This is a genomic window from Flavobacterium sp. C4GT6 (assembly GCF_036347315.1).
Classification (GTDB): Bacteria; Bacteroidota; Bacteroidia; order Flavobacteriales; family Flavobacteriaceae; genus Flavobacterium.
On record NZ_JAZGZU010000001.1, the window covers coordinates 468,582 to 489,342 of the forward strand.

A 20,761-nucleotide genomic window follows, 5' to 3' on the forward strand; every position below is an offset into this window, starting at 1 on the left:
TTATTCGCATTACTCTAAATGCAGTCGGATATTCTAAAAATCCAACAATCTAAAAATCCTTATAATGAAAGTTATATCTACAAAAGATAATTTAGATATCCTTTATGAAGACAACCATATAATAGTTGTCAATAAGCGTGTTGGTGATATTGTTCAGGGTGATAAAACCGGAGACAAACCTTTAAGTGATGTAGTTAAGGAGTATTTAAAGGAAAAGTACAATAAAGCGGGTAACGTGTACCTTGGTGTGGTACACAGGCTGGACAGGCCTACTACCGGAATTGTACTTTTTGCACGTACCTCTAAAGCTTTACCAAGGCTCAACGATTTATTTAAAAATCGTGAAACCCAAAAAACATATTGGGCTGTAGTTAAAAATAAGCCTGAAAAGGAAACCGATACTTTAGTCCATTACCTAAAACGTAATGAAAAAAGTAACACGTCGCGTGCTCATACTAAGGAAGTACCTAACAGTAAAAAAGCAAGCTTGGATTACACTATAATCAAAGCTCTTAATAACTATTATGTACTTGAAGTTAACCTTCACACAGGGCGCCATCATCAAATCAGGTCACAGCTCTCTGCAATAGGTTCGCCAATAAAAGGAGATTTAAAATATGGCTTTGACAGAAGTAATCCTGACGGAGGTATACACCTACATGCAAGGAAACTGGAATTTGTACACCCCGTTACAAAAGAACATTTAGTAATTACAGCACCTGTGCCAAACGATACGATTTGGCAGTCAGTATAAAAATTAAAAATACCCGGTTTTGGGTATTTTTTTTGATTGTTATGGTTGGAGTTTTACGGTAAAATTCTATTAAAATTTACCGTAATACATAGTCTTTTATTAACTTAGAAGAACCAAAAAACAATCAATCTTATGAAAAAAAACCTACTATTTATCGTAACACTCTTGTGTGCAAACACTTATGCCCAAGAGCATTTTTCGGGTATCAACACATCACGGCGAACAGGAATACTCAATGCTTCGGTTAACCCTTCCGAACTCGTAAACCTTAAAAATGAAATGGAGGTGAATGTATTTACCTTAAGTGCCAATGTTTCCAACAATAAAATTACCTTTGGCGACCTGGTTGGAGGCGACGATTTAGGCGACCTTATTTTTGAAGGAGATGAAGCGGTAAACCTAAGAGCCGATGTAGAAATACTTGGACCATCATTTGCAATGAAGTATAACAAATGGGCATTTGGTATACAAACTGCTGCAAAAATAAAAACCAATCTGGTTGATATAGATACAAATTTGGGTAATGCCATAGTTAATGCCAGTGACGATTTACTTATTGGACAGGCAAATATAGTAACTGATTATAACCAAAGAGCCTCTGCAACTGCCTGGGGAGAAATAGGATTTTCGGCAGCGAGAGAAGTATTTGAAAACGAAACACACAAAATAGCTGCAGGTGCTACCCTAAAATTAATATTCCCTGGTACATACGCTAATATGTCGGCAGATAGATTTACAGGTACAATTGAAAATGCAGGCCCGCTTGTTGGCCTTACCGATACTCACACCAATGTAAATCTTGCCTACTCAGGATCTTTGGGTGACAGTTTTACCGACAGCAGCAACTTCAGTGAGTTTTTTGCCGGAGGACTTAATGGTTTTGCTGCTGATTTAGGTGTTAACTATCAATTGAAAGATGAAAACGGAGGCTATAAAATTAATGCCGGAGCATCTGTAAAAAATATAGGCTCTATGACCTTTAAGGATGATAATAATGTAAATAAAAGCTATGTTGTAGATATTCCTAATGGGCAATATCTTGATTTAAGGCAATTTGAAGATGTAGATAACATTGATGATGTTGAAGCCATATTAGTTAATAGTGGTTATGCTACGTTAACCGAATCTGAAAAAGATTTCAAAATTAAACAGCCTACCATGTTTTCTTTATATGCTGATGTTAAAGTATACGATAAATGGTATGTTACAGGCTTTTTACAGCAAAACCTAAGTGATGCCAGTAACAACAATCGTGTAGGTTCGCAAAATGTATTTACGGTTACACCGCGCTATTCAACAACTTTTTTTGAAGCCTATGCCCCATTCTCACATAATGAGATTTCAGGGTTCACGGCGGGTGTTGGTTTCAGGATTGGCGGTTTCTTTATAGGCTCAGGTTCAATACTATCGGCAGCTATAGGTAACACCACTCAGGCAGATGCTTATATGGGCTTTAGATTCGGACTTTAAAAACATAAAATCATACAATTAACAAAAGCCACCTTAATGGTGGCTTTTGTATTAAATAATCATAAAATAACACTTATGTTCTGCTAATTTTACTAATTTCACTTTACCAAAAACCCAAAATTATAGCCTTATGAAATGGAAAGGAAGAAGAGAAAGCGACAACGTTGATGACAGAAGGAGTATGTCTGGCGGAAAGATCGCAGCAGGTGGTGGTGTTATAGCCATTGTTATAATACTTATCAACCTTTTCATGGGAGGTGATAATTCGGCTGTATTAAACGAAATAAACAATCAGTTACAACAGCAAACAACTACAGAGCAAACTGTACCTCTTAGCGCTCAGGACGAAGAGATGGGACGCATGGTTAAGGTTATCCTTGCTGATACTGAAGATGTATGGCATAAAATATTTGAGGAAAACGGATTGGTATATGAAGAGCCAAAACTGGTACTTTTCCGCAATTCGGTTGAGACTGCATGCGGTGGTGCTTCATCGGCATCAGGACCTTTTTACTGTCCCTTGGATAAAAAGGTATATATGGACCTTTCTTTCTTTGACGAACTGCAATCACGTTTTGGAGCGCAGGGAGGCGATTTTGCCATCGCTTATGTTATTGCTCATGAGGTTGGTCATCATGTTCAAACCCTTATGGGAACATCGGCTAAAGTAAGACAAATGCAGCAACAGCTTAATCAGGCAGATGCTAATAAACTATCGATAGCCCTTGAGTTACAGGCCGATTTCTATGCCGGATTATGGGCACATTATAATGAAGAAATGAACCAGATGCTGGAAGAAGGTGATGTGGAAGAAGCTTTAAGTGCTGCTCACGCCGTGGGTGACGATGCAATACAAAAACGTGCACAGGGACATGTAGTACCTGACTCTTTTACACATGGTACATCGGCACAACGCGTGTATTGGTTTAAAAAAGGATTAAACACCGGGCAATTTAATGCCGGTACTACCTTTAATGATTTAGAAATCTAATTGTTTTTCAGCTTGGCATTCATTATCTGCCACTGATCCTCGATGTATTTGATTTTCCTAACTTCTTTCATGATAGACTCCAGTTCGCCTTCATAATAATCAACATCATCTTCTCTGTTCATAGAATCAAGATCCTCTGCCCTTTCCAGTAATATATCTATTACAGGCATTACCCTGTTTTTTACATAGGGAGACAGTTTCCCGAATACTTCCTGTAGTTGTATTTTTACCATAGTACAAAGTTCCTAATTTTTAGTTTAGCTTTTGGTATAAACAAAATATTTTTTAAAGGTTACCTTATCACCAAACAAAGTTTGAACACACAAACAATCTTTGTAAATTTGACGGTTTAAAATTGTAAAGAATATCTCCTTGAAAAAAATACTACTCCTTTCGGATACTCATAGCCATATAGATAATACCATTATGAAATATGTAAGGCAGGCAGATGAAGTATGGCATGCCGGAGATATAGGAGATTTATCGGTAACCGATACCATTAAAAAGGAAAAGCCTCTAAAAGGGGTCTACGGAAATATTGACAGTGCCGAAGCACGACTTGAATTTCCCCTTAATAACCGTTTTTTTTGTGAAGGTGTAGATGTTTGGATTACGCACATTGGCGGTTATCCGGGTAAGTACAATCAGGCGATAAGGGAAGAGATAAATACAAATCCGCCTAAACTGTTTATCTGTGGGCATTCACACATACTAAAAGTAATGCCCGATAATAAACTTAACCTCATACATATGAATCCGGGTGCTGCCGGAGTACATGGTTTTCACCAAATACGCACCATGTTACGCTTTGAGATAAACGGAGATAATATTCAAAATCTGGAAGTTATAGAAATAGGAAAAAGAGCTTAATGAGAACTTCAGTTACATATACCCTACAGGAGCCTAAACTTTTTAAGAAACAGCTTTTAAAATGGGTACAACAATACAGGGAAATTACGTTTTTAGACAGTAACGATTATCATCAGCAGTACTCATCGTTTGATGCGGTATTGGCTGCGGATGCACTTACATTAATAAAAACCGACAGTTATAAAGCTTTTGAAGACCTTAGCGCCTATCAAAAAACAACACGCGACTGGATTTTCGGTTATTTGTCTTATGACTTAAAAAATGATACCGAAAAGCTGGAATCTAATAATTATGACGGTTTGGATTTTCCCGACCTTTTTTTCTTTCAGCCTAAAAAACTGTTCTTTATTAAGGAGAATCAGGTAGAGATTGCTTACCTCAATATGTGTGACGATGAACTGGAGGACGACTTTAATGAGATACTTGCAACTACAGTTGAAAACGAAGACGAACATACTCCTCTAGCCATTAAGCAACGTATTTCTAAAGAAGGTTACATAGAAAAAGTTACCCAAATGCTGAAACACATTCATTTGGGAGATATTTATGAAGCTAATTTTTGTATGGAGTTTTACGCCGAAGATACCATAATCAATCCGTATGAAAAGTATCAGGCACTAAACACAATATCCGAACCTCCTTTTGCTACTTACTTTAAAAACCATAAACAGTACCTGCTCTCGGCATCTCCGGAAAGGTATATTAGGAAAGATGAAAATAAAATAATATCACAGCCCATTAAAGGAACTGCCAGAAGAAGTAACAGTATAGAAGAAGATGAGGCTATTAAACTGGAACTTACCAAAAATGAAAAGGAACGTTCTGAAAATATAATGATTGTCGATCTGGTACGTAACGATTTATCCCGTACTGCAAAAAAAGGATCGGTTAATGTAGAAGAACTATGCGGAGCTTACACCTTTAAACAGGTACATCACCTTATTTCTACGGTAGTTTCAGAATTAGATGATGAATATGCTCCGGTAGATGTTATTAGAACTTCATTTCCTATGGGAAGTATGACAGGTGCTCCTAAAATATCGGCTATGCAGATTATTGAAAAACTGGAAGAAACAAAACGCGGACTTTACAGTGGTGCTATAGGCTATTTTACCCCTACAGGAGATTTTGACTTTAATGTGGTGATAAGAAGTATACTGTATAACGAAGCTAACAAATATGTATCTTTCTCTGTTGGTAGTGCTATAACATCAAAAGCATTACCTGAAAAAGAATATGACGAATGTCTGTTAAAAGCCAAAGCCATGCGTAGCGTGTTAGAATAATTGATACTCATTAAAGATATAAGGCAAAAGGTAATAGTTTAAATAAATTATGAAAAGCTACAAAGATTTAATCGTATGGCAAAAATCGGTTGAGTTAGTTACTCAAACCTACATACTAACAACTTCTTTTCCTGATGAAGAAAAATTTGGGTTAACTTCACAATTAAAGAGGAGTGTTATATCAGTTCCATCCAATATTGCAGAAGGTTATGGTAGAAAATATACTAAAGACTACATTAGGTTTTTACAAATAGCACGAGGTTCTTTATTTGAGAGCCAAACTCAGTTGGAAATTGCTTTTCGTTTAAAGTTTGTAAGTCAGGAAGAAGCAATCAAAATAAATGAACTCTCTCTGGAAATAGAAAAAATGCTAAATTCGCTTATCAATAAATTAGGGTAACCTTATGCCTTTTGCCTTATGACTGAAAAACTTCTTCATCATTTAAAAGAAAACCTACCCTTCTTAGCTGGTAAAAAATTGCTATTGGCTACCAGTGGTGGTATAGACAGTATGGTACTGGTTAATCTTTTTAATCAGCTTGACTATACTATAGCTATGGCCCATTGCAACTTCGGATTAAGGGGTGAAGAAAGCGATGGCGACGAGAAATTCATAAAAGATTACACACAAAAAAACAGTATAGAATTATTTGTAACTCATTTTGATACAAATAAATATGCTGAAGAATCGAAACTATCTATTCAAATAGCTGCACGCAGACTTAGGTACAGTTGGTTTTACGAACTAATGGAGGAAAATAGTTTTGATTATTTACTTACAGCACATCACCTTGACGATAGTATCGAAACTTTTCTAATCAATCTAACTCGTGGCACGGGTCTTGATGGGTTAACGGGTATTCCGCAGCAAAACGACAAAATTGTACGTCCGTTGCTTCCTTTCGGCAGAAACGAAATTGAGCAATATGCAAAGAACAACAATATTACATGGAGAGAAGACAGTAGCAATGCAAGCGATAAGTATTTAAGGAACAAGCTAAGGCATGATGTGGTACCGATTTTAAAATCACTAAATCCCTCTTTTCTTGAATCGTTTCAGGACACATTAAATCACCTAAAGCAATCACAATCGTTAGCCGATGATGCCGCTGTATTGGTTTACAAACAGGTAGTAAGTGAAAAGGACAATCAAAAACTGATTGACATTAACCAACTCAAAAGGCTGCCAAATTATAAAGCCTATTTATACCAATGGTTAACCCCATTAGGTTTTACAGCTTGGGAGGACATTTATAGCCTTACCGAAGCACAATCAGGTAAACGGGTACTGGCAAACGGTTACCGACTTTTAAAAGACAGGGAAAAGCTCATATTGGAGCCTGTTGAGAAAAATGTTACAAATGTTTATGAAATACCCAAAGGAACTACCGAAATATCACAGCCCTTTGATATGAGATTAACAAATGTTAATAAAACATTAAAAAAATATGCGAATAACGCAATCTATGTTGATGCTGATACATTAAAATTCCCGTTATTTGCAAGGAAATGGATGGAAGGTGACTATTTTTTCCCTGCCGGCATGAATGGACAAAAGAAAAAGGTTTCCAAATACTTTAAGGACGAGAAGATGTCTTTAAGCGAAAAAGAGAAAACCTGGCTGCTTTGTTCCGGTAATCAGATTGTATGGATTATTGATAAACGTGCCGACGAGCGATTTAAAGTAACCGATAAAACAACTCAAATTATAAAAATAGAAGTTTTATAAACCAATGAAAAAAACTGCTTTATTATTCTTTTTATTACTCTCTTTTATAGCGGGTAAAGCACAAATTATTGAGCCGGTAAAATGGACCTCAAAAATTGAAAAAAAATCAGAGACCGAGTATGTTCTTATCTTCAATGCTACTATTGAAGATAACTGGCACATGTATTCACAGTTTTCTGCCGATGGTGGCGGACTTCCGCTAGAAGTTGAATTCAACAATGCTGAAAATAACTTTGAAGCTGTTGGTAAAGCTCAAGAAAGTGAAACCCATAAAGAGTACAATGATATCTTTGAAGTAGAAGAAACTTTCTTCTCGAATAAAGCTGAACTAAAGCAAACCATAAAAGTAAGTAATCCTGATAACACCTTGGTACAGGTTGGACTTTACTATCAGGTTTGTAAAGAGTCTTGTATTCAGGGAGAGAATCTTTTTGCTTTCAATTTAAAAGACCTTACTTCTCAGGAAGTGATGAACTTTGAAGAAGTTGTAGGTACTGTAGACAACACTACAGATACTAAAACAGAGCCTGTTAAAACTACAGAAAAAAAAACAGAAGACAGCGATAAAAAAGATCCTTGGACCATATTTATAGGTACACTACTGGCTGGTATATTCGTTACTTTTACGCCATGTGTATTCCCTATGATACCTATGACTGTTAGTTTCTTTATAAAACAAAACAGCAGTAAAGTTAAGGGCAAGTTCAATGCACTTTTCTACGGACTATGTATTATTGTTATTTACGTTTTAATATCGGTACCATTCCATTTATTTGAAGGTTTAGATCCAAATATTTTTGCCAATATCTCAACAAACGTATACCTAAATCTGTTCTTCTTTGCAATATTTACTGTATTTGCAATTTCATTTTTTGGTGCTTTTGAGATAACAATGCCTAACAGCCTGGCAAATAAAGCTGACAACGCTTCAAACCTTGGCGGACTAATGGGAGTGTTTTTCATGGCGCTTACCCTTATCATTGTTTCTTTCTCGTGTACAGGTCCTGCACTTGGATTAATTTTAGGTAGTGTACTTTCTACCGAAGGTGGAGCAATGTTACTAACAATAGCCATGTTTGGATTTGGTTTAGGTTTAGCACTTCCGTTCATGTTATTTGCCCTGTTCCCTAACTTGATGAGCAGCATGCCAAAATCTGGCGGATGGTTAAACTCAGTAAAAGTTGTTTTCGGTTTTATCGAACTTGCACTGGCGTTTAAATTCCTTTCTAACGCCGATCTTGTATTACAATTACATTTCCTTGAAAGAGAAGTATTCATCGCAATATGGATTGCTATATTTATAGCATTATCACTATACCTGTTAGGTAAGTTCTCATTACCGCATGATAGCCCTGTAAGTCACCTGTCTGTAGGGCGTATGCTTTTAGCTGTAATATCATTATCATTCACTATATACCTCATACCGGGGTTATGGGGAGCGCCTCTAAAACTAATTAGTGGATTCCCTCCTCCATCAACTTACAGTGAATCTCCGTTTGGAGTTGGTGGTTCAGGTGGTAGTTCCGTTACACAAGAGCTTCCTAAAGGAGCTAAACTGGCAGCACACGGTATTGTAGCGTTTGAAGACTATGAAGAAGGATTAGCTTACGCTAAAGAGGTTAATAAACCTATTATGCTTGACTTTACCGGTCATGCCTGTGTAAACTGCCGTAAAATGGAAGAACATGTTTGGTCTGACCCTGCTGTACTTTCAATCCTTAAAAATGATGTTGTATTGATTTCGCTTTATTGTGATGAGGAGAAAGATCTTCCTGCAAGCGAGCAGTTCATATCTAAAAATACAGGACGAAAAATTGAAACTGTAGGTCAAAAATGGAGTGATTTCCAAATTTCAAGATACCAAAGTAACGCAAGGCCATATTATGTATTAATAAACCTTGACGAGACAAACTTAAACGAACCGGTTGCTTATACTCCGGATATTGAAGAATACCTTACCTGGTTACAATCAGGAATAGAAAACTTCAAAAAATAATAAAAAGCCCTCATTAAGAGGGCATTTTTATTCTATATGTCTCGTCCTGAAAAAAGTTGACTAATAAAAGTTAACATTATGAAGAATGATGATTTAATTAAAAATCAGCGAAGCCCGATTACAAGATACAGTGAATCATTTAAACGAGCTGTTGTTAAAGAATACGAGCGGGGTATTTTAAACAAAGACCAAATCCAGTCTAAGTAAGGTATTAAAGGAAATTCTAGAGTTTTGGAATAGTGCCGTAAATATGGTAAATTGCATTATCCTAAATTTTCTTCAATAGGCAGTCCGATGAAAGATCCACAAAAGCAACGAATTAAAGAACTGGAAAAGCAATTAGAAGATGCCAGATTAAAGGTTTTAGTCTATTAGAAGCTTATATCTGTTACTGAAAAAGAAGAAGGTATCAGTATCTTAAAAAAAGACGCAACCAAACAATTAACGAGCTTGCCAAAACCTACCCGAGAAAAATAAGTATGTTTTGTGAGTTGTTTGGTTTTACTAAACAGGCTTATTATAAGTGTCAATCCAACAAGGAAGCATCAGACTCAAAAAGGTTAAAACTAAAAGAATCTGTATTACTCATACGCAGGCAGATGCCACGTCTTGGTACACGAAAACTATATCATCTGTTAAAAGAAGAAGATAGTAGTCATGTAGGTAGAGATAAATTGTTTTCTATTTTAAGACAGGAAGGGTTGTTAATTAATCGAAAACGAAAGTACAAAGTTACAACCAACTCAAAACACTGGCTAAGAAAATATCCAAATTTAATCAGGGGTGTTGAGCTTAAACGTCCGGAACAGTTATGGGTGGCCGATATAACTTACATTGACACACTGGATGGTAACATTTATTTACACCTCATTACAGATGCTTACTCTAAAAAGATAATGGGATATGAACTCTGTGATAATATGGAGACCGCTTCTACTCTTAAAGCTCTGAAAATGGCTTTAGGTAAGCGAAAATACAAATCATCTGAACTAATACATCATTCAGATAGAGGACTTCAGTACTGTAGTAAACTCTATATAGATTGCCTAAAAGATAATGGTATAAATATCAGTATGGATGAAAAGGGCAACCCCTATGAAAATGCTATTGCTGAAAGGGTTAACGGAATACTGAAAGATGAATTTGGTCTATACGTTAAATTTGAAAATATTTTATAGGCAAAGGAGCTTGCCAGCCAAAGTATAGAAATATACAATCAACTAAGACCACATCTAAGCTGCTCTATGCTTACACCAAATCAGATGCATCAACAAGACAGAATGAAGTTAATATCCTTTAAAAAGAAAAAGTTCATACATATTGAATATGTCTGAACTTTTATCAAATTTGTATAATCAAAAATAGTCAACCTATTTTAGGACTAGTCAATATTTTAAAGCAATTATACGTTAAACCTAAAATGCATTACATCACCATCTTTAACAATATATTCTTTACCTTCCACTCTTAGTTTTCCGGCTTCTTTTACTTTAGCCTCAGATCCGTAAGTTACGTAATCATCATAACCTATTACCTCTGCACGGATAAACCCTTTTTCAAAATCAGTATGGATAACACCCGCAGCCTGTGGTGCGGTATCCCCTATTTGTATAGTCCAGGCACGAACTTCTTTCACACCTGCTGTAAAATACGTTTGAAGACTTAATAACTTATAAGCCGAACGGATTAATGCACTTGCTCCCGGCTCTTTTAAACCAAGATCTTCAAGGAACATCTGACGTTCCTCATAGCTCTCAAGCTCAGTAATATCAGCCTCTGTCCCTACAGCAAGAAACATAACTTCTGCATTTTCGTCTTTAACCAGTTCGCGAACTTTCTCTACATATTCATTACCTGTAGCTGCTGCACCTTCATCAACATTACAAACATAAAGTACAGGCTTGGTAGTAATAAGCTGGAACAATTGTATAAGCTCTTCCTCGTCCTGATTTTGTGGCTGTACCGTTCTAGCCGATTTACCCTGTAAAAGCGCTTCTCTGATTCTTTCCATTAAAGCAACTTCTGCCTGAGCCTCCTTATTACCGGTTTTAGCCGCTTTTTTAGCTTTTTCAAGACGTTTTTCTATTGTTTCAAGATCTTTAAGCTGAAGCTCAATATCAATAGTCTCTTTATCTCTAATAGGGTTAACGTTACCGTCAACGTGTACAATGTTATCGTTATCAAAACATCTTAGTACGTGTATAATAGCATTACACTCCCTAATGTTTCCTAAAAACTGGTTTCCTAAACCTTCACCTTTACTGGCACCTTTTACAAGCCCCGCAATATCAACAATCTCTACAGTTGCAGGGATTACCCTTTCCGGGTTAACAAGCTCTTCCAGCTTAGAAAGCCTTGGGTCTGGTACGTTAACCACACCTACGTTAGGCTCAATGGTACAAAACGGGAAGTTAGCACTTTGTGCTTTAGCATTTGATAAACAATTGAAAAGAGTTGATTTACCAACGTTTGGCAATCCTACAATACCTGCTTTCATTATTAAGTGATTTTTTAAGGGTGCAAATATAAGTTTTTGAAATTAAAAAATCAGTAGCCCAATGTTTTAAAAACATTGTTTTTTACCAATACTTTAGGTTTATATATAAATATATTTAACATCAGGATAGTAACTTTGGTGTAATAACCTTAAAACCAAAGACATTATGAAAAAATTAATCACAATATTAGTACTTATTTTAGGGGTCGCGGTCTACGCTCAAAATACTAATGTAACTAAAGAAACTAAGACCACTACAGTAACGGTAGATGACGGTACAGGAGAACCAAAAAAACTGGTAAAAACACAACACACAGAAGCCAGACAAAATGTAGAGGTAAAACAAACAGGGCGTAATACACTTAATAAAGATATTAAAGAAACTCCTGTAAAGGTTACCGAAAAAACAACCATATCAGGCGATGGCATTGCTACTCAGGAGTTAGGAGAAACCATTCGTTACGAGCTTAAAGGTAAAACCTACATACTTATAAGAGATAATAGCGGGTTTAAAGTATACTCTCCCGAAAACGAAGAACTCGGCGTAATAAGGAAAACATCTAAAACTACTTATATATACCAAACCAAAGACCATAAAGTGTCATTAGGCTATTTTGATAATAACGGGAACTTTATTATTGAGAGCTATAATAATGATGACGACAGTGTAAAAACTGAAAGATTTTCAAGAATAACCCAGTAACAATTTTATTATATACAAATGTAAGTCCCAACTTGAGTTGGGACTTTTTTTTTAATATTTCAAATTCTCAATAAAACAGCTAAAATTCTAATTAACAAGATACATATATCCATTTTTCAGACCTCAATTTGTTATGATGAATAATTTTGAAGAAAAGAAAAACCAATGAAAACCACAATTACTTTATTATTCTCCTTTTTAATTTACTGTAACATACACGCTCAAAATGAAAGCTTTAGTTGGGTCATAACACCTCCTTCTGTCATAAGCCTTAATCCTGATATGGTTGGTTACACTAATATTATTGATAACTCTGGCAATATATACACAGCCGGTTTTATGGATAATGCCACATCTACGTCGATTGAAATTATGGGCAACTTATTTTACAACAAATACAACAGCGAAGGAGAAGTTATATTTAGTAAAAACTTTACAGGTACAGGGGCTATTTTTGATATGAAAACCGATAGTCAGGGAAATATACTGCTTGCACTAGGTTTTCAAAATAACATAACATTAAATAACACTACCTATTCAAACGAAATAGCTTCTCAAATCAAATTATTACTTATTAAATTAGATAGCCAGGGGGAAATTTTATGGTCATACGAACCTGTTATGCAAGATGTAGAAACATGGAATATTATCTCAGAATTCAGATGCATTGAAACAGATAAAGATAATAACATATATATAGGGTATAACAACTTTGCAAACTCCTTTATAACAAAGCTTAACTCAAACGGAAATGAATTACTTACCATAACACAAGAAAACGTTAGGAGAATAACCTCATTAAGTATAGATAGTACAGGAAACATTTATGCCGCAGGATCGTGTGCAGATCCTAATGCAGTCTTTGCAGGAATAACTGTAGAAAACAATCTTACCTATAATACATATGCGGTGAAATACAATTCGCAGGGAAACTATCAATGGGTAAAATATATTGAAGACATTACATGCGTTGAACCACAAATAACAGCATACAGCCAAAATGATATATATTTAAGTTCATTTCTTTTCGGGAGTATTATGTTTGACGACATCCCTACAGAAGGAGGACCAGTATTTGGTGACTTTTACCTAGCTAAACTTAATAGCGAAGGTGCTTTTCAGTGGGTTCGTGAAGCACCGGGAACAACAGGTCAGGTTGTATTAGGGAAGCGAAACTTCCTTACTATAGATACACAGGGGAATATTTATATAACCGGTAAAACCAAATGGGCTATAAACTGGAGTAACGGAGCATTTACAGAACCTGTAGGCATAGCAAGTGATGCCCTTGTATTAAAATACTCACCGGATGGAGAACTTTTAACCGTAAAAACCATTACAGGCGAAGGAGACAGCCGCATAGACAATATTATAACAGATGACAACGGTAATATGTATTTAACAGGACTGTATATTGGTAAAAATTATTTTGACGACTTTACACAAGATGGTAGCACTTACAGGGCTTTTCTTGCTAAATTAAATGCATCTCAACTGGGCGTGATGAGCAATAATTTAAATGAAATAATCCTATACCCTAACCCATCCTCTGATTATCTATATATAACAAACTTAGAAAACACTACTAAAGGAACTATATATAATACATTGGGACAGGAAGTACAAAAAATATCTATTACATCAATTAAAGGCGTTTCTATCCATTCTCTCAATAGCGGAGCTTACATTATAAAACTTGAAGGATATAAACCCGTAAAATTCATAAAAAGCTTAAACTACTAATCTCTATATAAACTCCCCGTTTAGTTTTCTTGATAAATCTAAAGGGGTTTATTTTATAAAAAAACTCCAATTGTTATAACCAAAAAGCTGTTTTAAGATTTTTTATAGGTTTATATCCTTCTTTTAAGACACCTAAATAACGTTTATATTAAAATAAAATAGAAAAAAGCTATAATATTTAAATATTGTGTTTTGTTAAATTTATAATTAAAAACTGATACTAAGAATGTTGTGTAAACCGAAAGTTTTAAAAAATCAACAAATTAGCAGCATATAAACGTAAAATAAATATCAAATATTCATTATTTGCATTTTACACTAAATAAAATAAAATTTTAAACATTTTAACAGTTTTTGTTATTTAAAACACAAAAACTGTTAATATAACTTTATAAGGCGTTTTTGTTGTATTTATTTTAATTTATTATCTAATGTGATAATTAACACAAAACATACCTTAATTTTTTATAAATTTAAAGCCCTTTTAACAAACTAAATATTAATCTATGAGAAAAATTACATTTTTAATTCTCTTAATGTTAATTTCCTTCAGCAATTATGCTCAGTTACCTGGCGGTACAGAAGGATTTGAAACATGGCCACCGGCAGGTTGGACTATAGAGGATAATGATTCAGGTATTGTTCAGTCCTGGAAACAAAGCACATTAGGTAATACTATATTACCCCCTTACGCAGGTGATTATGCTGCCTTTATTGACCGGGAAAATGTACCAGATACAGAAGAAACTCCGCAGGATTGGTTAATAACACCTTTACTTACTTTACCAAACAACCCTCAACTTCGTTTCTTTTCACGCTTATCAGTAAACGGTGATGATGGAGGTCTATATCGCATTATGGTTTCGACCGATGCTGACCCTACTAACTTAACAGCCTATACTGAAATTATAGAATGGACTGAATTAGTTTTAAATCCGGTACAACAGGAATATACTGAAAAAATTGTAGACCTTACAGGTTTGGCTGGTGAAGACGTATATATCGCTTTTGTAATGGAAGGTGACTTTGCTGACAGATGGTTAGTTGATAACGTTAGCGTTGTAGAAGAGTGTATAGCACCTACAGCTTTAACAGCTACTAACCCTACTCTTGATTCTGCCGATTTAAGCTGGACTCCAGACCCTGGTAGTGATACTTGGGAAATTGAAGTGGTAGAATCTGCTGCTGCACCAACAGGAACAGGAGTTATTTATGATCAGGCTTTACCATATCAGCCATCTGGGCTATTAGAAGGTACTGACTATAAATTTTATGTAAGAACAGTTTGCGGACCGGGTAATACAAGTGAATGGGCAGGCCCGTTAAACTTTAGTACTGCTTCTTTAGGAGAAACATGTGGTGCTCCTATAGATATTACTGCATTACCATACTCCACTACAGATGATACATCTAACTATGGTGATGACTATAGCGGTTCACCGGGTGCGTCAGGTTGTGGTACCACAAACCAATACCTTAATGGTGACGATGTAGTTTATGCATATACCGCTACTGCAGACGGAGCAATTAGTATTGATGCAACAGGCTTAGGTAATTTTGCCGGTCTTTTTGTTTATGATGATTGTGCCGACATAGGTGTAGAATGTATAGGTGGAGCAACAGGAAATGCTACTACTCCTATATCATTATCTACAGTACCTGTACTTGCCGGTACTACTTATTATATAGTAATATCTACATGGGCAAACCCTCAGTCTACACCATATACTTTAACTGTACAGGTTGTTAACTGTCCTCCGCCTACAACATTATCTGCTACTAACATTGATAATGATTCTGCAGATCTTTCATGGGATGCCAATGGGGCTACATCTTGGGAAATTGTAGTACAAAATGCCGGGGCAGGTATACCGACAGGGGCAGGAACTACTATAACTGATAACAGTGACTATAATGTTACAGCTACTACAGCTGCAGTTGCCTTTACTGAAGCCACTACTTACGAATATTATGTAAGAGCCGATTGTGGTGACGGTACTTTTAGTGCATGGTCTGGGCCATATGTGTTTATGACTACACAGGTACCTGCTGCTATGGACTTCTCTGATGATTTTGAAGCAGTTTCAGGATGGTCGTTAAGTAATGGTACTGCTACTAACCAATGGACAATTGGTAACGCAACAAGTAATGGCGGAACACAATCTCTTTATATAACAAACGATGGTGGTGTTTCAAATGCCTTTACAAATAACTCTACATCTGTAGTACATGCGTATAGAGATATACAAATGCCGGCAGCTGTAGATCAGGTATTGCTATCATATGACTGGAAAGCAGTTGGTGAAAACTGCTGTGATTACTTAAGAGTATGGATGGTTCCTGCTACTTTTGTTCCTACAGCTGGTACACTTGTTACAGCTGGAGCTAGTGGTGGTCAACAATTTGGTGGAAACCAAAACATGAACGCTAACTTTATTACTGCTAACTATGTGGTAGATGCTTCTGCATATGCAGGACAGGTAGTACGCTTAATATTTGAATGGAGAAATGACGGTAGTATAGGTACAAATCCTCCTGCTGCTGTAGATAATGTTAACCTATCGGTTATAACATGTCCTGCTCCTACTGCTCTTACTTTAGATGATTTACAAATTGATCAGGCTACTGTATCATGGACTGGTCCAACATCTGTAACACCTACTTTTGATTATTACTTATCAACTTCAAATACAGCTCCTGATGATGCTACTACACCAACAGGAAACGTTACAGATCCAAACGTAACCCTTGATCCCCTTGATGATTCAACCGGATATTATTTTTGGATAAGAAGTAATTGTGGTGCTGGTGACACTAGCTTCTGGGTAGGTCCCTTAGCATTCAGTACACCACAAATCCCTGCTGATTTGAATTTCTATGATGATTTTGAAGGTGCAATAAACTGGACATTAACAAACGGTACACAAACTAACCAATGGGTTGTAGGTACTGCTACCAGTAGTACACCAGATACGTCATTATATATAACTAACGATGGTGGTGTTTCTAATGCCTTTACAAACAACAGTACATCTGTAGTACAGGCTTACAGAGATATTCAAATGCCTGCAACAGCAGTAGATGAAATAAGTGTTTCTTTTGATTGGAAAGCAATAGGTGAATCATGTTGTGATTATTTAAGAGTATGGATTACTCCTATAACATATACTCCTACTGCAGGAACTCAAACAACAGCGGCTAACAGTAATGGTGTAAATATTACAGGTAACCTTAACATGAATGGTGACTGGACAACAGAAAACTATGTTATAGATGCTACCGGTTATACAAACCAAATTGTAAGAGTTGTGTTTGAATGGAGAAATGACGGTAGTGTAGGTACAAACCCTCCTGCTGCTGTAGATAACGTTAACATTGCTGTTATTACTTGTCCGGCACCGGATAACTTAGTGGTTTCTAACATTACAGAAAACTCTGCTGATATAGCATGGGATGCTCCAGCAACAGCTCCTGATAGCTATGATTACTATCTTTCAACTTCTAATGCGAGCCCTGCTCCAGATGCTACACCAACAGGTAACGTAGATCCTACAAATGCTGATCTTGAAGGCCTTACTCCTTCAACTACATACTATGTATGGGTAAGAAGTAATTGTGGTACAGATGATTATAGTTTCTGGGTAGGCCCTGCTGTATTTAATACAACACAAATACCTGCAGATGTAACTTTTGATGAAGACTTTGAAAGTGGTACTGTAGAATGGACTTTAAGTAACGGTACTGCCGTTAACCAATGGGTTGTAGGTAGTGCTGTAAGCAATAGTCCTGATAACTCGTTATATATCTCCAACGATAGTGGTGTGTCTCATACTTATACAAACAACTCTACATCTATAGTTCACGCTTACAGAGACATCGCAATACCTGCTGATGTTGTTGGTGGTGCAATTTTCTCTTTCGACTGGATGGCTCTTGGAGAAAGCTGCTGTGATTATCTTAAAGCATGGATTGTTCCTGTAACCTACACCCCTACTCCTGGTACTTTAATACCTAATGGTACCGGACAACAGTTTGGTGGTAACTTTAATCAAAGTAGTGAATGGACAAACCAAACTTATATATTTGATGCTTCTGTATATGCAGGACAAACCCTTAGGGTAATTTTCGAATGGAGAAATGACGGTAGTGCAGGTTCTAACCCTCCTGCTGCTGTAGATAATGTCCTTGTACAAATACTTACATGTCCTCAACCTATAGATCTTATAGCTGAAGGTATGCAGGGAACTCCGTTCATTAACCTTTCATGGACTCCTGTAGGAGATGAAACACAATGGGAAGTTGTAATTCAGGAAATGGGGACAGGTAATCCTGGCGATGAGCCAACTACATCTGTAATCGTTACTGATGACCCTAACTATATTACTGATATTGAAGAAGGTGTTTTCTATGAATACTATGTAAGAGCTATTTGTGATGAGGATGATTTAAGCTTATGGTCTGGACCGGCGGTATTCTCAATATTCAACCCGCCTGGATGTGCTAATGTTGAAGCATACGACCCTAATTTAGATATAATAATACCAGACGGTGAAATTATAGTTTGTTCTGGTGACGATGAATGTTTAGCTCTTTCAGCAAACTATCTGCAAACCGGACAAACTTCATCTTATGAAATAGAATCTATCGAATATGCTCCGCCATTCCCTTTCACGGGAGGTACTCCGGTATCGGTTGGTACAGATGACGTATGGTCTCCTGTAGTAGATCTTCCGTTTGATTTCTGTTTCTTTGGAGAAACTTATTCTGAAGTAATCGTTGGTTCTAACGGTGTTGTTTCTTTTGATACAAGTGATGCTGAAGGATATTGTCCATGGTCATTTAACCAAACAATACCAAATGCAGGATTCCCTATCCTTAACGCTATATACGGTGTGTATCAGGATATCGATCCTAACCAGGATAATGATGTGGCTAACCCTGATATTAACTATCAGGTATTAGGTACTTACCCTTGTCGTGCACTTGTAGTTAACTTCTCTGAAGTAGCTCAGTTTAGTGGCGCTTGTAACAATAACCCTGATATTGGTGCACAAACAACTCAAATTGTACTTTACGAAATTTCTAATATAATTGAAATTTATGTTGGTAACAGGGTACCGTGTACATCATGGCAAAATGGTGCTGGTGTACTTGGGCTTCAAAATGCAGATGGTACCGAAGCATTTGTACCGGATGGTAGAAATACAGGTGCATGGACAGCTACTGAAGAAGCCTGGAGATTTACCCCTAACGGCGATTCAAACGTAGTTTTCGAGTGGTTACAGGATACTGCTTTCTTAAGTAATGATACCGAAGTTACTGTGTGTGTAAATGAAGAGCCAATTGTAATGACTGCACGTGCTACCTATACCACTTGTAACGGTGAAGAGTTTGTTAGAGAAACTAGTTTTACTCTTCGTTTAGCGGAAGAAATCCTTAATGGTGAAACTACTGATTTAACAGTTTGTTCTACAGACGGACCAGCTACATTTAATTTAATGGATGGTGTTGCAGATATAATTGCAGGACTTACAAATCCAGAAAACTTTACTGTAACATTCTATACCTCAGAAGAAGCTGCGAACCTTGGAGGTGACGACAACCTTCCTGAAATGTATGAAACTGATACTAATCAGACTATTTATGTAAGAATTCAGGAAAACGGTAGTGAATGTTACTATGTATTCTCCTTTGATCTGATTATTACAAATATTCCACCTGAATTTACAATTGATGATGATCTTGAAGCATGTGAAGGCGAAACTGTAACACTTACAGTAACTCCTATTAACTTTAATACAGATGATGTAACCTACACATGGACATTTAACGGAGGACCTCTTGCTGATACTACTCCAAGTATCGTAGCTACTCAATCAGGAGTTTATGAAGTGCTTGTAGATAATAGTGGTTGTTCTGCTACCGAAGCTGTTACTGTTACCATATACCCTATGCCGGTTGCAGATATAATGGTAGATGTTGCAGAATGTGATTCTTTTGTACTTCCTGCACTAAGCGAAAATAATAATTATTATACAGGTCCTGGCGGAACAGGTGATATGCTTGCTGCCGGAAGTGAAATATCTGCCAGTCAAACTATTTATATCTTCGCTCAAATACCTAATACTGATTGTACAGATGAAACAAGTTTCGTTGTAGATATTGTTCCTACTCCTATCATAAGTGTTAACCAGGGTTGTGAAGGCGGAATTTATATGCTTGAAGTAATTCTTGATGCAAACTATACAGAAGGTACTGTTAATATTGACTGGACTAATGCCGGAGGTGCTACTATTGGTACCGGCTTAACCGCTACAGCTACAGAGATTGGTGTTTATACCGTGACTGTAACACCGGTTGGAGGTGATATCTGTTCTTCATCTTTTGAACTTACTGTTGATAATGTTGCCTGTATGATTCCTAAAGGTATCTCACCAAACGGTGATACTAAGAATGACAGCTTTGACCTTACCGGATTTGGTGTAACCAAAATAAGCATCTTTAACCGTTATGGTAAAGAAGTGTTTAGTCAGGGATCTTACAACAAAGAATGGTATGGTCAGGACAAAAAAGGTAATGAACTTCCAACAGGTACCTACTATTACTCTATCGAATTAGGTAATGGAGATAGTAAAACCGGATGGGTTTACATTAACAGAGAAGAGAACTAAGAATAAATTTTAAGGCAATCAGGCTGCGGAACCCTTTTTCAGGGTTCCCCG

Annotated in this window: 13 protein-coding genes and 1 pseudogene; 12 read left to right on the forward strand and 2 right to left on the reverse strand. The window is 36.5% G+C overall.

Features of this window, described 5'->3' with window-relative positions:
* Nucleotides 1-64: 64 nt before the first annotated feature.
* From V3Z67_RS02170 to ypfJ, 3 genes are all read left to right on the forward strand, one after another.
* A complete protein-coding gene (locus tag V3Z67_RS02170; RefSeq protein ID WP_330441773.1) occupies nt 65-754 on the forward strand; it encodes an RluA family pseudouridine synthase in 690 nt (229 codons plus the stop codon).
* A gap of 132 nt (nt 755-886) precedes the next feature.
* Complete coding sequence (locus V3Z67_RS02175; RefSeq protein WP_330441774.1) at nt 887-2,224, forward strand: hypothetical protein; 1,338 nt, start codon at nt 887-889, stop codon at nt 2,222-2,224.
* Nucleotides 2,225-2,354: 130 nt separating this feature from the next.
* Nucleotides 2,355-3,215 carry a KPN_02809 family neutral zinc metallopeptidase gene (ypfJ, locus tag V3Z67_RS02180; protein WP_330441775.1) on the forward strand — a complete coding sequence of 287 codons (861 nt, stop codon included), beginning with the start codon at nt 2,355-2,357 and terminating at the stop codon, nt 3,213-3,215.
* On the opposite strand, the gene V3Z67_RS02185 is transcribed toward ypfJ, so the two are convergent.
* A complete protein-coding gene (locus V3Z67_RS02185; protein ID WP_330441776.1) occupies nt 3,212-3,448 on the reverse strand; it encodes a hypothetical protein in 237 nt (78 codons plus the stop codon). The genes ypfJ and V3Z67_RS02185 overlap by 4 nt on opposite strands.
* A gap of 139 nt (nt 3,449-3,587) precedes the next feature.
* Between V3Z67_RS02185 and V3Z67_RS02190 the strand changes: the two genes are divergently transcribed.
* From V3Z67_RS02190 to V3Z67_RS02215, 6 genes and pseudogenes are all read left to right on the forward strand, one after another.
* A complete protein-coding gene (locus tag V3Z67_RS02190) occupies nt 3,588-4,085 on the forward strand; it encodes a metallophosphoesterase family protein (protein ID WP_330441777.1) in 498 nt (165 codons plus the stop codon).
* The gene (locus V3Z67_RS02195; protein WP_330441778.1) at nt 4,085-5,371 is read left to right on the forward strand and encodes an anthranilate synthase component I family protein; all 1,287 of its coding nucleotides are present in this window, start codon (nt 4,085-4,087) and stop codon (nt 5,369-5,371) included. The genes V3Z67_RS02190 and V3Z67_RS02195 overlap by 1 nt, the downstream gene beginning before the upstream one ends.
* A gap of 49 nt (nt 5,372-5,420) precedes the next feature.
* The gene (locus tag V3Z67_RS02200) at nt 5,421-5,771 is read left to right on the forward strand and encodes a four helix bundle protein (protein ID WP_330441779.1); all 351 of its coding nucleotides are present in this window, start codon (nt 5,421-5,423) and stop codon (nt 5,769-5,771) included.
* A gap of 18 nt (nt 5,772-5,789) precedes the next feature.
* Nucleotides 5,790-7,100, forward strand: coding sequence for a tRNA lysidine(34) synthetase TilS (gene tilS, locus V3Z67_RS02205; RefSeq protein ID WP_330441780.1), 1,311 nt, complete (start codon nt 5,790-5,792; stop codon nt 7,098-7,100).
* 4 nt (nt 7,101-7,104) lie between these two features.
* Nucleotides 7,105-9,096, forward strand: coding sequence for a protein-disulfide reductase DsbD family protein (locus tag V3Z67_RS02210; protein ID WP_330441781.1), 1,992 nt, complete (start codon nt 7,105-7,107; stop codon nt 9,094-9,096).
* A 78-nt stretch (nt 9,097-9,174) separates the two neighbouring features.
* A pseudogene (locus tag V3Z67_RS02215) lies at nt 9,175-10,430 on the forward strand (IS3 family transposase).
* Between the two features lie 68 nt (nt 10,431-10,498).
* Here V3Z67_RS02215 and ychF read toward each other — a convergent pair.
* Nucleotides 10,499-11,593, reverse strand: coding sequence for a redox-regulated ATPase YchF (gene ychF / locus V3Z67_RS02220; protein WP_330441782.1), 1,095 nt, complete (start codon nt 11,591-11,593; stop codon nt 10,499-10,501).
* Nucleotides 11,594-11,759: 166 nt separating this feature from the next.
* Here ychF and V3Z67_RS02225 point away from each other — a divergent pair, with 166 nt between their 5' ends.
* The 3 genes from V3Z67_RS02225 to V3Z67_RS02235 all read left to right on the forward strand — a co-directional run bounded on the left by V3Z67_RS02225 (nt 11,760) and on the right by V3Z67_RS02235 (nt 20,710).
* Complete coding sequence (locus V3Z67_RS02225) at nt 11,760-12,296, forward strand: hypothetical protein (protein ID WP_330441783.1); 537 nt, start codon at nt 11,760-11,762, stop codon at nt 12,294-12,296.
* A gap of 165 nt (nt 12,297-12,461) precedes the next feature.
* On the forward strand, nt 12,462-14,039 hold the full coding sequence (locus tag V3Z67_RS02230; RefSeq protein WP_330441784.1) for a T9SS type A sorting domain-containing protein: 1,578 nt from the start codon (nt 12,462-12,464) through the stop codon (nt 14,037-14,039).
* 506 nt (nt 14,040-14,545) lie between these two features.
* Nucleotides 14,546-20,710: a fibronectin type III domain-containing protein gene (locus V3Z67_RS02235; protein ID WP_330441785.1), complete on the forward strand. Its 6,165-nt coding sequence runs from the start codon at nt 14,546-14,548 to the stop codon at nt 20,708-20,710.
* Nucleotides 20,711-20,761: the final 51 nt, after the last annotated feature.

Excerpts from the sequence above, each read along its gene's own strand:
- V3Z67_RS02170 (WP_330441773.1), top strand. The coding sequence starts at position 65 with ATGAAAGTTATATCTACAAAAGATAATTTAGATATCCTTTATGAAGAC.
- V3Z67_RS02175 (WP_330441774.1), top strand. The coding sequence starts at position 887 with ATGAAAAAAAACCTACTATTTATCGTAACACTCTTGTGTGCAAACACT.
- ypfJ (WP_330441775.1), top strand. The coding sequence starts at position 2,355 with ATGAAATGGAAAGGAAGAAGAGAAAGCGACAACGTTGATGACAGAAGG.
- V3Z67_RS02185 (WP_330441776.1), bottom strand. The coding sequence starts at position 3,448 with ATGGTAAAAATACAACTACAGGAAGTATTCGGGAAACTGTCTCCCTAT.
- V3Z67_RS02195 (WP_330441778.1), top strand. The coding sequence starts at position 4,085 with ATGAGAACTTCAGTTACATATACCCTACAGGAGCCTAAACTTTTTAAG.
- V3Z67_RS02200 (WP_330441779.1), top strand. The coding sequence starts at position 5,421 with ATGAAAAGCTACAAAGATTTAATCGTATGGCAAAAATCGGTTGAGTTA.
- tilS (WP_330441780.1), top strand. The coding sequence starts at position 5,790 with ATGACTGAAAAACTTCTTCATCATTTAAAAGAAAACCTACCCTTCTTA.
- V3Z67_RS02210 (WP_330441781.1), top strand. The coding sequence starts at position 7,105 with ATGAAAAAAACTGCTTTATTATTCTTTTTATTACTCTCTTTTATAGCG.
- ychF (WP_330441782.1), bottom strand. The coding sequence starts at position 11,593 with ATGAAAGCAGGTATTGTAGGATTGCCAAACGTTGGTAAATCAACTCTT.
- V3Z67_RS02225 (WP_330441783.1), top strand. The coding sequence starts at position 11,760 with ATGAAAAAATTAATCACAATATTAGTACTTATTTTAGGGGTCGCGGTC.
- V3Z67_RS02230 (WP_330441784.1), top strand. The coding sequence starts at position 12,462 with ATGAAAACCACAATTACTTTATTATTCTCCTTTTTAATTTACTGTAAC.
- V3Z67_RS02235 (WP_330441785.1), top strand. The coding sequence starts at position 14,546 with ATGAGAAAAATTACATTTTTAATTCTCTTAATGTTAATTTCCTTCAGC.